The organism is Lewinella sp. (assembly GCF_050633125.1).
Taxonomy (GTDB): Bacteria; Bacteroidota; Bacteroidia; order Chitinophagales; family Saprospiraceae; genus Lewinella.
In genome coordinates this window covers 36,178-49,829 of record NZ_JBOEFX010000044.1, presented here as the reverse complement: position 1 = coordinate 49,829, position 13,652 = coordinate 36,178, and the positions used below count along the sequence as shown (strand labels likewise).

The following is a 13,652-nucleotide window of genomic DNA, read 5'->3' as shown; positions in this document are numbered from 1 at the left end:
ATTTAGCCGTAGTGGTGGAATAGAACTAGGTTGGACTGTTGGATCGTTAGCTGGTTCGATAGTACGATATAGAAAAACAAAAGCGGCAGTTCCTGGAGGAAATGGGGACTGCCGTTTTTTATTGAACCATCAGACAATTGAACTATCAAGCACTGAAGGTTTTTTGAACCATATAAGGGATTATAAGGGATTATAAGGGCATTTAAGGAGGGGTAATCAGATGGCGTAGGCGAAGCCGATGTCGAATAGGAAAAGGGAAATTAGATGAGCTAAATTCGCGAATTTAACTCATCTATTAACGATCCAGTAGAAAATCGACCAATTCTGACATCCTTCCTAGTTCTGTATAGGTGTAATCGGCTAGTTTGTGCTCGCTTACTTTCTCCAATTCCCAGGTTGTGTGATAGGGGATATGGATGGCTTGGGCGCCGGCCTGAAGCACCGGGAGTACATCGGATTTGAGGCTATTGCCGACCATAAGGAATTGTTCTGCAGGGATGTTGTGTCGTTGGAGGAGGCTGCGATAGGTGACCTCGTTTTTTTCACTGACGACTTCCACAATTTGAAAGTAATCAGCGATCCCAGATCGAGCGAGTTTATTTTCCTGGTCGAATAAGTCGCCCTTGGTGACGACCATGAGAACAAAGTGTTCACTGAGGGTTTTAACGCTTTTCTCTACGGTTTCCAGGAGATGCACCGGGTGTTCGAGCATTTCCTTGCCGAGATCAATGATCTGCTGAATTTCAGTGCCGTTTACTTTGCCGCTGCTAAGCTCTATCACTGTTTCTATCATCGACAGCATAAAGCCCTTAATGCCGTAGCCAAAAAGCCGCAGGTTTTTCTTCTCGTACTCGTAGAGTTTGCTGTCCATCTCCTTAGGGTCAGCCAAGTATTTGCCGATGATTTTCCTACAGGCATCCTGGGTGCGAACGAAGATAGGCTCATTCATCCAGAGGGTGTCATCGGCGTCGAGGGCGAGGTATTTGATAGTCGCGGAATCAAACATAAACCTTATTTTAGACGACCATCCTCCATCACCAAGCGGCGGTCACTAAGTTTAGCAAGTTCTTCGTTGTGGGTGACAATGACGAAGGATTGCTTGAAGTCTTTGCGGAGTTGGAAGATAAGCTCGTGCAATTCTTCGGAAGTTCCAGAGTCGAGGTTCCCTGTTGGTTCATCGGCGAAGACGATGGCAGGCTGATTCATGAGGGCCCGAGCTACGGCTACACGTTGTTGTTCTCCACCGGAAAGCTGGTTAGGCTTATGTGTCAACCGGTCTTTGAGGCCAAGGTAATCTAATAATTCTTTGGCTCTATTTTGAGCTATGCTTTGGTCCTTCTGTTGGATAAAAGCAGGAATACAAACGTTTTCCAGTGCGGTGAATTCAGGCAGCAAATGATGGAATTGAAAGATAAAGCCGATCTGCTGATTGCGAAAAGCGGCCAGTTTTTTTGTGGAGAGATCAAAAACAGATTCTCCCTTGATGAGCAGTTGCCCTTGGTCTGGGCTGTCGAGGGTGCCGAGAATATGGAGCAGTGTGCTTTTTCCAGCACCTGAGCGCCCCACGATGCTAACGATTTCTCCCTCGTCAATGCTAAGATTGACGCCTTTGAGTACCTCCAGACTTCCGTAGGATTTGCGAATATCCTTTGCTTCGATCACGTGTTTCCATTTTTGCGAGTCCAAAAGTAGGGATAATTAGTGGAAAGTAACAGATGAAGAGGAGGAGCTATAATCAATTGGTATAAAAGGAGTGTGCCCAAATGTTTTAACATCTGGGCACACTGGATTAATACGCTTTATATGTTTGCTTACTTCTTACCAGAAGTAACCCACTACAAAGAGTGTAATGATCAAAAGAATGACAGCTAGGTAACGATAGTTCTGGTACCATGGAAGGTCTTTCAATTCTTCGGTTTCTTCAGCAATGAGTGCTGGTGACCAGATCATGCCTTTTAGTTTGTTGGCAGCAGGTGGAGCCGTCGCTAAACTTACTACGATATGCACGATAAGACAAAGGAAGAACAAGACAGTAGTACGGAGTAAGAAGTGCATTTGGAAGAACCAGTGGTCAACCTCTCCGATGATTCCTGTTACCCAAATAATAGCCATGATCACACCAAACATGAGGCTGTAAAAACTTCCTTGACTATTACCTCTTTTCCAGAATAGTCCTAGGAGGAATGCCGAAACTATCGGCGGTGCAATGTAACCGAGTACATCTTGAAGGTATTTGAAAAGATCACCGTATTTGCCAATTTGGGGAGCCCACAGTGAAGCTAGAATTACGAGTACAAGCGTTGCGATCTGACCAGAGCGAACCAGCTGTTGACTGGTCATGTTAGGACGGAACTTATTGACAAAGTCCATCGTGATTAAGGTAGAAGCAGAGTTAAATGTGGCAGAAATACTACTCATCATTGCTGCGAGTAAACCGGCAACTACTAAGCCCAGTAGGCCAGTAGGGAGAAGACCGAACAAGAGGGAAGGATAGGTGAAGTCGGTACAATTGGCCAGGTCTGCACATGGGCCAGCGGCGGTTTGGTAAGCAAACTCCTGATCTTTGAAAATCAGAAACGCAATGGTGCCCGGAATAACCATGATGAGGATAACCGGTAATTTGAGGAAACCAGCAAACAGCGCACCCCAGCGGCCGTGGTTAAGGCTCTTGGAACTGAGTACCCGCTGAACCATAAACTGGTTGTTGGCCCAGAAGTAGAAACCCAGTAAGGGGACACCGGTAATGAGACCCCACCAAGGAACAATAGGACTGTCGTATTGACGCCACCATTCGCCGGAATTATCCCTTACAATACTTAATGCTTCCTTTGCATCTTTATCAATTACGCCAGCAGCTTTTAGGTTGTCAAGTTGCTCAACCATACCGCCCCAGCCGCCTACTTTTTGGAGGCCGTAATAGGTGAGGACGATCGAACCAAAAATAAGTACAATAGCTTGGATAACCTCCGTTTTTACTACGGAGTTTAGCCCTCCTGGTATCGTGTACGCAGCAGCTGAAGCAGCAAGAATAATTATGACTACCCATGGTGGCAGCGTTGGGAAAATTAGCCCCAGTACAATTGTTCCTACATACAGCGAAGCTGCGGTGTCAATCAGTACATTACCTACTACAGTAATAAAGGAAAAGTAGTAGCGTGACCGAGCATCATACCTCTTTTCCATAAACTCAGGCATGGTATAAACCCCGCTTTTTAGGTAGAATGGCAGGAAGAAAATGGCGAAGAATACCAAGACCAGCACCGCATACCACTCATAGTTATACACCGTCATGTCCAGCAAGTAGGCAGAACCCGCCAAGCCAATTAAGGTAGAACTTGAAATATTAGCCGCAAATAAGGAAATACCTACTACCGGCCAGGTAAGGCTACGCCCCCCAAGGAAATATTCTTCAGAAGTGGCTCTTTTGGATTGAGAAATCCCGTAAACGATAATGCCCACGAAGTAGACTATGATTACCAGGAAGTCAGTAATTGTAAGTGTAGTATTCATAAAACGAGGATAGTGTTAGAAAGTAGGTTCTTCATTCAATAAAGCCAAACAAGTCAGCGATAATGGGTTGTGCTAAACAGTAAATAGCCAAGCTAAAAAAAAGAGCGACTACCCGCAATGGATATCGCTCTCAAAAGAAATCACCCGACTGTTATAAAGTTATAATTCTTGTGGTCATTCGTCGTTCCTTGTAATCAGAGGAAACAATATAGTATCCTCAAGGAAGCGCCAAAATAGGGAATTCTGTGTTTTTACAGCAATTAAAGGTATTATTTTTGAAAAACGCCTTTATGCGGGGCTTTATTTCAATGTTGGTACGAATGAAAATGTCGTGGTACTTACTCTCGCCATTGCTTGTAAGTATTGATCAGCCCATTGGTTGAGCTGTCGTGGGCAGCAATAGGGGTGTCTCCTTTTAGCTCTGGCTGAATAGCTTTGGCGAGCTGCTTGCCTAGTTCTACTCCCCATTGGTCGAAACTGAAGATATTCCAGATGTGACCCTGAGCGAATATTTTATGCTCATACAGTGCGGTGATCAACCCTAGTGTGTAAGGCGTCAAGGCTTTTAGCATAATAGAATTAGTGGGCTTGTTGCCTTTAAATACTTTGAAGGGTAGGAGCTTTTCAATGGCTGCATCATCCATTCCCTGGTCTTTGAGTTCTTGACGTACCTCATCAGCTGTTTTACCTTTCATCAATGCTTCGGTTTGGGCAAAGAAGTTGGAAAGAAGAATAGGGTGGTGGTCGCCCATCGGGTTATGGGTGATGGCAGAAGCTATAAAGTCGCAAGGGATCAATTTTGTACCCTGGTGGATAAGTTGGTAGAAGGCATGCTGGCCATTGGTGCCAGGCTCTCCCCAGATGATGGGGCCAGTTTCGTAATCGACGGGGTTTCCCTCGCGATCAACGTATTTACCATTGCTTTCCATGTTGCCTTGCTGGAAATAAGCAGGGAAGCGGTGCAGGTATTGTTCGTAAGGCAAAATAGCCTCGGTAGCGGCCCCGAAGAAGTTGTTGTACCAGATGCCGATTAATGCTAAGAGGGTTGGCATGTTACGCTCAAACGGTGCTGTACGAAAGTGCTCGTCCATGGCGTGAAAACCATCGAGGAGCTGGCGGAAATTTGTAAAACCTACTGTACAGGCAATAGATAAACCAATGGCAGAGGTGAGCGAATAGCGGCCGCCGACCCAGTCCCAAAACTCAAACATATTGACGGGATCAATACCGAATTTGGCCACCCCGTCGGCGTTGGTAGAGACAGCCACGAAGTGTTTAGCTACATCTTCTTCCTGCGCAGGATGTTCCAGAAACCAGTTTCTAGCCGAATGTGCATTCGACATGGTTTCCTGGGTCGTAAAGGTTTTAGATGCAATGATGAAGAGGGTCTGCTCGTGATCTACTTTACGTAAAACTTCGGCCAGATGGGTACTGTCTACATTGGAAACAAAATGAACCTGGCGGCCTTCTTGCCAGAAAGGGCGCAGCGCTTCGGTGACCATAACGGGCCCCAAATCTGAGCCGCCGATACCTATATTTACCACATCAGTGATGGGCTTGCCGGTGTAGCCAACCCACTCGCCAGTAATGATCCGCCGGCTAAAATCTTCCATCTGATCCAGTACCCTGTTTACATCCGGCATAACATTCTCTCCATCTACCATCACGGGAGTATTGGAGCTGTTACGCAATGCCGTATGGAGTACAGCTCGGCCTTCGGTTTCATTAATCTTTTCACCAGCAAACAATTGCTCGATGCCTTTTTCCAACCCACATTCGCGGGCTAGATCCGTTAGTAATTTAAGTGTTTCATCAGTGATGATGTTTTTACTGTAATCCAGTAGGAGAATGCTTTCAAAATCCTGTGAAAAACGTTCAAACCGTTGCGGGTCTTTGGCAAAAAGGGTGGTCATTTGCTGGTCTTTCATCTGCTGGAAATGAGCAGTGAGTTTTTGCCAGGCTTGGGTCTTGGTCGGATTAATGTGCGGAAGCATAAGCGTAGATTGATCTATAATTTAGACCACAAGGTTAGCGCATTTTTGGTAGCTATACAAATAGGAAGAAGGCTAGGAGCGAAAAATTAAAGTAGGTTTTACGTTCTCCGAGGTTTACGGATTACAGGAACATAACGATCCGCAAAACGCTGAATAAAGCCTTGTCGAGACTTGGTGATCGAAGAAGTATCTTTTGTGTTGTCAAAATGAGCACCTCTGTATTCATTCTCCCACTGCTGGATACCCCAACAATTTGGACAATCAAAAGAAGTGTTGACAGGTATTGACTGGTTTTTTCTTAATAAAGATTGGAGGAATTGGAAAAAGGTCATGATGGGAATTTTTGATCAAAAAAAAGCTGCCTGTTCGTAATGAAAACCAACAGACAGCTCGATGTTAAGGCTACTGTCTCGTTAGTTTGCTATTAACTGTAGTTGCTTAAATTTACCTTCCAAAACGGTGGCGGATTGGTAGCCGACCATTTTATCTTGGATAGCCTGGTCACGCACCAGGAATAAAGCCGGGATACTTCTTACCCCGTACGCTTGGGCCAGTCCTGGATATTTGTCAACGTCAATTTTCAAGACCTCTAGTTGGTCGGCATATTTTTCAGAAAGCTGATCAACGACCGGTAACTGCATTTGACAAGGCCCACACCAGTCGGCATAGAAATCCAGTAAGACCGTTTTGTCTTGTGCCAGGATAGTGTTGAATTCGTCGGTAGATTGAATGATCTTTGCCATGATTTATCGTGTATTAAAGTTTTGATTACTGATTAATTACACAACAAAGATGCAGGCGAAATACTCCGAAAGGAATGGACAGCTTTCCCAACAGACAGGACAAATTTCCTTTTGCCGCCGTATTAAAGCTTAATGAGCTTACCCATAGCCATCTTAAGCCTAGCTTTGATTGAGGAAATGATCAATTAAAGCTAGACTTACTTCGTCTGGTAGCTTGAGTTATGTGAATAGAAAGATGTGCGTGGGCAAGAATAGAGTAAGTCTATTGCTTTAATAATTTGCCGCTGTCAACTTTTACTCCTTTCTGGTCAAGGATATGATAGAAATAAGTACCACTGGGAAAATTAGTAAGGTCAATAGCCTGGGGAGCTTCTTGCGTAATGAGTTTCCGACCAAATAGATCAAAAAATACGATTTGCAGGCCCTCCGCAGGTGATTTTACGTACACAAGGCCGCTGCTTGGATTCGGATAAAGCTCAATAGCTTGCAGTTGTGCCTCTTCCGTTTGGTCAATGATATCTCCGGAACAGTTTTCGTACGAAGGATTTCGATAAATCGGCTCCTCCTCATAATCATCATAGAAGCACAACAGTTGACTGGTGACAATATCGTAATAAGGACTTAGGTATTCCTCTGGGAATAGTGGATTTCGGATATCTCCAATGCCTTCCACCCATTGCACATTTTCCTGCCAGGGAGCCTGTGGTTCCGGATTGAAAAGGAACAAAGAGTTACGCTCTTCTCCGTTGTCTAAAACAAAAGGCGACGATCCGATGTGATAGTATTGTTCCGAAAAATCCATCGGGTAATTGCTTTCAAAGGTGTACGATAGATTCATTGGTAGCTCAAAGTCAAACAGTAGTTTTACGTCTTCGTCGTACATTGGATGATAACGATAAACCTTGGAGCCGACCTGTCGGTAGTAAATGTCTTCACTGATGGAGGGGCCGCTCAGTTTCCAAAATACCTTTTCATCGAAATGCACGGTGTCCTGAAAACGGTAGGAGAGGATAGCCGTTTCCCAGGGACCTTCAATATTAGGTATGAGGTAGCGCAGCGTAATCTGCCTCCGGTTATTCACCAGCCCATCTACCGCCACATGGCAATCCATTGCGGGGCGATTACAAAACTGGTACAGCTCAACGTAACCACCACTGATCAGGATTGTTATGCCTTCAAAAGGACCAGAGTTGGAGCCGATACCTTCCGTGATGGTTTGGCCATCATCCAGCGACCAAATGCGGCGGGATGCACCGTGTGAAAATTCAGTAGTAACCTGTACTACCTGATAGGGACCAGCGCCTACAAGGGAATCAAATACCATATCTCCCACCTCAAGATTGAAGTCATAAAGCAGAAATTCCCGGTCATTGATCCACGCGTCTTCGGAACGGAAATAGACTCGCTGTAGCGTGGTGTCTTCTCTAACAAAACCGACGAGTTCATCTTGAAAGCCAGGTTCAAAAGGCTGGATAATGGTCTCAAAGCCACCAATTTCACCGGTACGCGCATAGTAATTGCGCCAAACCATGGTGTAGGTGGTGTCGTTGATGAGGGTGTCTGCCCCGAAAACATTTTCGTAGAAATTATCGAAATCCCACAGGGTATTATCCAAGTCCCAGCTCACCATCCAGCGATGGTTGTCTTGAATAAATGGTTGATAAGCTTGAGTAAATAGAGAGCTTGAGAACAAAACAAGCATTAGTGTTGTGAAAGAGCGCATAGTAGATAGGTTTTGTGTATTCTGCTAAAATAGAGGAAAACGAGGTCGCGAGTAGCGTGTTTCCTTACCGTTATCTACCTTTGTAATTGCAATGACAAAAAAGCCTGGCATGAGTAATGTAAAAATTGAAGCATCTTGGAAAGTAGCTCTAACCAACGAATTTGAGCAGCCTTATTTTCAAACGGTAGCCCGGTATTTACGCCAAGCCAAGGCTGAGAATAAGCTGGTTTACCCTCCGGGTTCACTGATTTTTAATGCATTTGATACCACCCCCATTGATAAGGTAAAGGTGGTCATCCTTGGTCAAGACCCTTACCACAATCCGGGGCAAGCTATGGGGCTCAGTTTTAGCGTTCCCAAAGGCGTGAGTGTCCCTCCGAGCCTGCGTAATATGTACAAAGAATTGAGTGAGAGTACTGATTTTACTACCCCCCGCCACGGTGATCTTACTACTTGGGCTGAGCAGGGCGTCTTTTTACTGAATGCTATGCTCACCGTTGAGAAAAATAAACCTGGAAGCCATCGGGATATCGGCTGGCAAAATTTCACCGACGCAGTAATTCAGACTTTGTCTACACAAAAAGAACACCTGGTCTTCCTTCTTTGGGGGGCTTTCGCCCAAAAAAAGCGATCACTGATTGATGAAACCAAGCATTTGGTGTTAGCCTCTGCCCACCCTAGTCCTTTTTCCGCCCACCGTGGATTTCTTGGAAACGGACATTTTGTAAAAACCAATGAATATTTGAAAGCCAACGGTAAAGAGGCGATTCATTGGCAGTTGCCTCAGTAAGTACCCCAAACAAGCGCTAAAATGACAAAGCATCGCTAAATCAAATTCCATAGAGCAGGGAATTGTGTTTTACCTTCTGATTTACGGGGTTAATAATTTTATCGACATTGCCTTAAAGGAACAGCACGAAAACAAAATGCGATTCTGTTTTTCATAATAGCTGAATAAACGATTCATTTCCCCGAAGGGATGCCTATGGCAAAAGAGTTTTAACTATTTGAAAAACCTGAAAAGACCTCGCAGAAGCAGCGAAGCTAATCGCATTTTATTTTCTGCGCAATANNAAGTTGAGCCCCAGGCATATTTACCCAGGCTTGAAAAAACAGGAAAGGAACTGTTCCCTCTCCTCTATTTAGGGTAACCGGGCGAGCGGCTTCGCAAGCGTTGGACACTCACTGCCTATTTTTAGGTAAATGGTCATAAGCCTTGGGTTTTGCTTCTTTTTGCCAAGCAAAAGAAGATACAACACACTTTACTATTGGGTAACTTCCCAATAAGTTCTTAAATTTGATCTTTCTCTGATATTTATTGTGGTCAAGCTAAAGCCAAAATTATAAGCGACTGTTATAAGGAGCGTCATTGGGGCTTTACGATGGACTTTAAACACAGAAATATCAGAGAATTAATTGACGAGTGTTTCCCAAAAACAAAGGTCTCATGACGAATCGCTATCTACTATCGATCATAATTCTGCTATTTACCAATAGCATCCTTTCTGCTCAAATGCAATCAGGGGGGCTGCCACTAGGTCTTTCACAACCTGAATTGCTACTACCTGCACCATTACTAAGTGTTGCTGGCCCGGATGTAGCAGCGTTGAGAAAAGCAGACGAACGCAATCCTTCCAATCGTTTCGCTGCTCCCGTCGAGGTCGATGTTGATATCAATAGCCATGGTAATTGGACGTTACTCGACGATGGAACCCAAGTATGGCAACTCCGCCTCCGAGTTCCTGAAGCACAGGGATTACTCTTGTTTTACGAAGACTTCAATTTGCCTCTAGGCGCAAAAATGTTTGTGTACTCCCCATCCACCAACCAAGTTATGGGAGCTTATACCGGGCAGACGCGCCACCGTACCGATCGCTTGTTTACGGGTATTATCTATGGTGAAGAAGTGATTGTGGAATACCAGGCACCTGCCGACAATTTTACCGTTCCTTTTCATATCTGGCGGGTAGATGTTGTTTACAAAGATGACGGCCCAGATAAAGATTTACTGAATTTTGGCTTTGGCAGCTCTAGTGACTGTCACGATAATGTAGCCTGCCCCGAAGCAGATGAATGGCAAAATGAGCGCAATGCTGCTGCCCGTATTATTGTTGTGGTAGAGGAGGGAAGTGGTTACTGCACGGGCACCCTTGTCAACAATACTGCCCAGGATGGTCGCCTGCTGTTTTTGTCAGCTTTTCACTGTATGGATACCTATACCCCCATTTATGACCTCTGGCGTTTCGACTTTTACTATGCTTCCTCGGATTGTGAAAATCCAGCAGAAGAACCCGAGTTTCGGTCTGTCTTAGGTTGTGATTCCTTGGCGGGCCGTCGGGCAATGGATTTTCTGTTGTTGGATTTGTACACCGAGACGACCATCGGCATGGAGTTCCATTTTGCGGGTTGGGACCGCTCAGGCGTAGCACCTGATTCTAGTGCTATTATTCACCATCCTCGTGGTGATATTCAAAAAATTGGGCAGGCAAATACCACTGCTACCATTTTTCCCAACCAGATCACTTGGAGCAATGGAGTTGTCACTCCTCCTAACCACCATTACCGGGTTACCTACACCAACGGTACGACGGAAGTGGGTTCTTCCGGAGGTGCACTGTTAGACAAGCACCACCGTATTGTTGGGCAGTTGCATGGCGATGCGGGCACCACTACCTGCGACGGAACCATTGCTTATTTTGGTCGTCTATCAATGGCTTGGGAAGGCCCCGATATGGGCAGCCGACTCAAAGAATGGCTCGATCCATTGGGCCTTCTCCCTATGCAGTTGGATGCATTAGGTGGCTTGCGTTCAGCGCTGGTTACAACAGATGACAATGAACCGGTAGCCAACGTTGGGGTAGATTTCTACGTCGATGATCAATTCATCGCTACGACCTACACGGGCACAGATGGACGTCTTGCCATCCCGCAAGATATGCCTACCTCCGGAAATTTGCGGATGGAATTTGCGAAAGAAGGTAGCTACAGCAACGGCGTCACGATCACAGATCTCATCAAAATGCAGAAACATATTCTTGGTACAGAGTTGATGTCGTCCTACAAGTTACTGGCCTGTGATGTCAATAATAGCAACTCTTTGACGACCCTGGATATGATCCGTATTCGCAAACTCATACTTACGCTTACCCCCGATTTCGGCAGCGGGAGTGTAGCTTCTTGGCAATTCTTCTCAGCAGATCATACCTTTCCAGACCCCCTCAACCCCTGGTTTCCGGCACCGCGCAACAATATCTTTAATTTCAATATGGAGACAGGCTTCAGGCTGCCGGATTTCATTGCCGTAAAATCGGGTGATGCCAATGGAAATGCTTCGGTAGACTAAAGAAGGAAGTATTTCGATATTTTTAAATAGGGGCCTCCCCGCCCTTTGGGACGGGGCGCTACGCTACGCAGTTCGCTCTTCGCTCAGCCCTGCGGGCCTGCCCGTTATTCGGGCAGCTACTTCACATCGCTAGTCCGGGGGGCACTTTGGGTGATCGTACCATCTGCTTTCAAGAGTGAAATCATATCAAGTCAGCGTGAAATTGATACGGTACTAGAGCGGCACCTGGAACTTTATGAAAAGCTTGAAAATGGCTTTTTAGAAAATGAGCAAACGATTGGTGAATTCGTATCAAATTCAGGTGGATTTCAAGTTGCATCTGTCAAGAATATAAGCTTAAGGTTTTTTGTTGCTAATAAGGCGGAACTGTTGGAGTTTGAACTAATATCACAATTGTTGGACATTGAGTTAAAGACAACACTTCTTGCGACTAAAATGGAAAGGTTCGCCGATTTCGCCTACGAAAATGTTAACGAAAATGATGAAAAGGTTATGCTGAAATTCGCCTATTTACTAGTAGATGTCATTGACGGAGAACAAACGCTTTTGGAGTCCTACTCAGATTTATTAGATGAGAATAAAAAGTATTTGAATAGCAGGATGAAATAAGACCTATTATCCAATGGTGGTTATGGTGTATGGGAGATAAAGTGTTGAAAAACAATAGATTATCTGTCGTGAATTAGTCGCTCAACGGAAAGGGGAGTGCCTTGGGCTTCCTTACTTGTCGTAGGGTAGAAGTGCGATTGTACTTTTCAGCACCCCGCAGCTAAAGTCAGAAGCCGGAACTATTTTCGCACTTCGCACTCCGCACTTCGCACTCCGCACCTTCTCGCACTCCGCACCCCTAATCGTACCAGTGCGATCATACGATTGAGGCAGGAAACCTCCCCAAAAAAGAAAACGACCGCCACTGGCAGTCGTCTCGTGTGTGGTAGAAGTTCAATTCTCTTCTAAATTTAAGGATAATGTTGACTTTAGGTATTCCAACCTTTTCACCACGCTATTGTCCAGGGTTTCAAGCGCGTTTTTCGGACGTTGTGGTGGTGATCAGGATGAGTATTACCCTAATAATCGTCCTTTTTCTTTTTTAGTTCCTGTTGTTTCGATAAAAGGATAAAAAAACAAGACGGAAAACAAGACTACTCACATGAGTAGGTGAGAATGCGCTCGATAAAGGCAACTCCTTTAACCATCTGCTCTATGCTTACAAACTCGTTAGCACGGTGAGCTTGTGCAATCGAGCCGGGACCACAGATGACACTTTGATAGCCGCCTTCCGAGAACTGCCCGGCTTCGGCGGCATAAGCAACAGTCTGTAATTGGTCAACACCACTTAGTTGCTGAATCAATGGAACAATATCAAGGTGTTCGGGGGTGTCTAATGCCGGCACCAGTGGGTGGTACATTTCAGTTTTGATCTTTGCACCGGCAAACCGTTCTCTGAGCGAGGGTAGCACCTTGGCGCAATGCGCTTCAAAATCGAGATGGATATCCTCAATTTTGTCTCGGGGGATATTACGCACATCCCAAAGGAAAGAACATTCATCTGCGATGACATTATGTGCAATGCCACCGTTGAACATCCCTACGTGCAAAGAGGTATGGTTGGGGATGAAGCGATCGTCGGTATGGCCAGCATCAACGAGGGCATTCATCTTGTCTTCAAGCCAGATGACTAAACGTGCAGCTTCATGAATAGCACTTACTTCGTTGCGAATTCTGGAACTATGCCCAGCTGAACCATAAACGGTTGTTTTGTAAACACAGATGCCTTTTTGCCCCACAACAGGCTGCAATTCTGAAGGCTCACCGATGATCGCATACTTCGGTTGCTCTTCATAAAAATCCGTGATCGCCTGAATGAGTTCAGGTGCAGCTACACAGCCTACTTCTTCATCATAAGAAAACGCAAGGTAGATCGGTCGCTTGAGTTTGGCTTTTACCATTTTGGGAACTATAGCCAAGACACAAGCCAGGTAAGCTTTCATATCACAACTGCCGCGGCCGTAGAGTTTTCCATCTTTTTCTGTCAGCACAAAAGGATCGGTATGCCAATCCTGTCCTTCAACCGGCACAACATCCATGTGCCCGGAGAGGATGATGCCATCATTTACTGCCGGACCAATCCGGGCGTGTAAAGAGGCTTTGTTCCCTTCTTCGTTTGGCACAAGTTGGTAACTAACCCCATATTTGTCGAGGTAGTCAGTGATCCATTTAAGTATCGTAAGGTTGCTTTCTCCTCCCAGTACAGGAAAGGATACAAGTTGTGCGAGTATTTCTTGAGCGTTCATAAATAGTCAATTTTGGGCAAAAGTAAGTTGGCAAAAAGTAATAGC

General features: G+C 45.3%; 12 protein-coding genes. 4 read left to right on the top strand and 8 right to left on the bottom strand.

Going from position 1 to position 13,652, the window contains the following annotated elements:
* A partial coding sequence (locus ACRBG0_RS10490) for a hypothetical protein (RefSeq protein ID WP_431486850.1) occupies nucleotides 1–196 on the top strand: 196 nt, incomplete at its 5' end.
* 99 nt (nucleotides 197–295) lie between these two features.
* Here ACRBG0_RS10490 and ACRBG0_RS10485 read toward each other — a convergent pair.
* The 7 genes from ACRBG0_RS10485 to ACRBG0_RS10455 all read right to left on the bottom strand — a co-directional run bounded on the left by ACRBG0_RS10485 (nucleotide 296) and on the right by ACRBG0_RS10455 (nucleotide 7,970).
* Complete coding sequence (locus tag ACRBG0_RS10485) at nucleotides 296–1,006, bottom strand: HAD family hydrolase (protein ID WP_431486849.1); 711 nt, start codon at nucleotides 1,004–1,006, stop codon at nucleotides 296–298.
* Between the two features lie 5 nt (nucleotides 1,007–1,011).
* Nucleotides 1,012–1,662: an ABC transporter ATP-binding protein gene (locus tag ACRBG0_RS10480; RefSeq protein WP_431486848.1), complete on the bottom strand. Its 651-nt coding sequence runs from the start codon at nucleotides 1,660–1,662 to the stop codon at nucleotides 1,012–1,014.
* Nucleotides 1,663–1,818: 156 nt separating this feature from the next.
* Entirely contained in the window at nucleotides 1,819–3,510 is a 1,692-nt protein-coding gene (locus tag ACRBG0_RS10475) for a sodium:solute symporter (RefSeq protein ID WP_431486847.1), read from the bottom strand.
* 338 nt (nucleotides 3,511–3,848) lie between these two features.
* A complete protein-coding gene (gene pgi, locus ACRBG0_RS10470) occupies nucleotides 3,849–5,504 on the bottom strand; it encodes a glucose-6-phosphate isomerase (RefSeq protein WP_431486846.1) in 1,656 nt (551 codons plus the stop codon).
* A gap of 98 nt (nucleotides 5,505–5,602) precedes the next feature.
* Nucleotides 5,603–5,836: a hypothetical protein gene (locus tag ACRBG0_RS10465; RefSeq protein ID WP_431486845.1), complete on the bottom strand. Its 234-nt coding sequence runs from the start codon at nucleotides 5,834–5,836 to the stop codon at nucleotides 5,603–5,605.
* An 81-nt stretch (nucleotides 5,837–5,917) separates the two neighbouring features.
* Nucleotides 5,918–6,247, bottom strand: coding sequence for a thioredoxin (gene trxA, locus ACRBG0_RS10460; RefSeq protein ID WP_431486844.1), 330 nt, complete (start codon nucleotides 6,245–6,247; stop codon nucleotides 5,918–5,920).
* A 262-nt stretch (nucleotides 6,248–6,509) separates the two neighbouring features.
* Nucleotides 6,510–7,970 carry a T9SS type A sorting domain-containing protein gene (locus ACRBG0_RS10455; RefSeq protein ID WP_431486843.1) on the bottom strand — a complete coding sequence of 487 codons (1,461 nt, stop codon included), beginning with the start codon at nucleotides 7,968–7,970 and terminating at the stop codon, nucleotides 6,510–6,512.
* Nucleotides 7,971–8,079: 109 nt separating this feature from the next.
* On the opposite strand from ACRBG0_RS10455, the gene ung reads away from it, so the two are divergent.
* The 3 genes from ung (at nucleotide 8,080) to ACRBG0_RS10440 (ending at nucleotide 11,922) form a co-directional block, all read left to right on the top strand.
* On the top strand, nucleotides 8,080–8,760 hold the full coding sequence (ung, locus tag ACRBG0_RS10450; RefSeq protein ID WP_431486842.1) for a uracil-DNA glycosylase: 681 nt from the start codon (nucleotides 8,080–8,082) through the stop codon (nucleotides 8,758–8,760).
* A 657-nt stretch (nucleotides 8,761–9,417) separates the two neighbouring features.
* Nucleotides 9,418–11,313, top strand: a complete 1,896-nt coding sequence (locus tag ACRBG0_RS10445; protein ID WP_431486841.1) for a hypothetical protein — start codon at nucleotides 9,418–9,420, stop codon at nucleotides 11,311–11,313.
* A gap of 150 nt (nucleotides 11,314–11,463) precedes the next feature.
* On the top strand, nucleotides 11,464–11,922 hold the full coding sequence (locus ACRBG0_RS10440) for a hypothetical protein (RefSeq protein WP_431486840.1): 459 nt from the start codon (nucleotides 11,464–11,466) through the stop codon (nucleotides 11,920–11,922).
* A gap of 533 nt (nucleotides 11,923–12,455) precedes the next feature.
* Here ACRBG0_RS10440 and argE read toward each other — a convergent pair.
* Nucleotides 12,456–13,607, bottom strand: coding sequence for an acetylornithine deacetylase (gene argE / locus ACRBG0_RS10435; RefSeq protein ID WP_431486839.1), 1,152 nt, complete (start codon nucleotides 13,605–13,607; stop codon nucleotides 12,456–12,458).
* Nucleotides 13,608–13,652 lie beyond the last annotated feature (45 nt).

Bases quoted from the DNA above. Each gene is read 5' to 3' on its own strand.
- ACRBG0_RS10485 (WP_431486849.1), bottom strand. From the start codon at position 1,006: ATGTTTGATTCCGCGACTATCAAATACCTCGCCCTCGACGCCGATGAC.
- ACRBG0_RS10475 (WP_431486847.1), bottom strand. From the start codon at position 3,510: ATGAATACTACACTTACAATTACTGACTTCCTGGTAATCATAGTCTAC.
- pgi (WP_431486846.1), bottom strand. From the start codon at position 5,504: ATGCTTCCGCACATTAATCCGACCAAGACCCAAGCCTGGCAAAAACTC.
- ACRBG0_RS10465 (WP_431486845.1), bottom strand. From the start codon at position 5,836: ATGACCTTTTTCCAATTCCTCCAATCTTTATTAAGAAAAAACCAGTCA.
- trxA (WP_431486844.1), bottom strand. From the start codon at position 6,247: ATGGCAAAGATCATTCAATCTACCGACGAATTCAACACTATCCTGGCA.
- ACRBG0_RS10455 (WP_431486843.1), bottom strand. From the start codon at position 7,970: ATGCGCTCTTTCACAACACTAATGCTTGTTTTGTTCTCAAGCTCTCTA.
- ung (WP_431486842.1), top strand. From the start codon at position 8,080: ATGAGTAATGTAAAAATTGAAGCATCTTGGAAAGTAGCTCTAACCAAC.
- ACRBG0_RS10445 (WP_431486841.1), top strand. From the start codon at position 9,418: ATGACGAATCGCTATCTACTATCGATCATAATTCTGCTATTTACCAAT.
- argE (WP_431486839.1), bottom strand. From the start codon at position 13,607: ATGAACGCTCAAGAAATACTCGCACAACTTGTATCCTTTCCTGTACTG.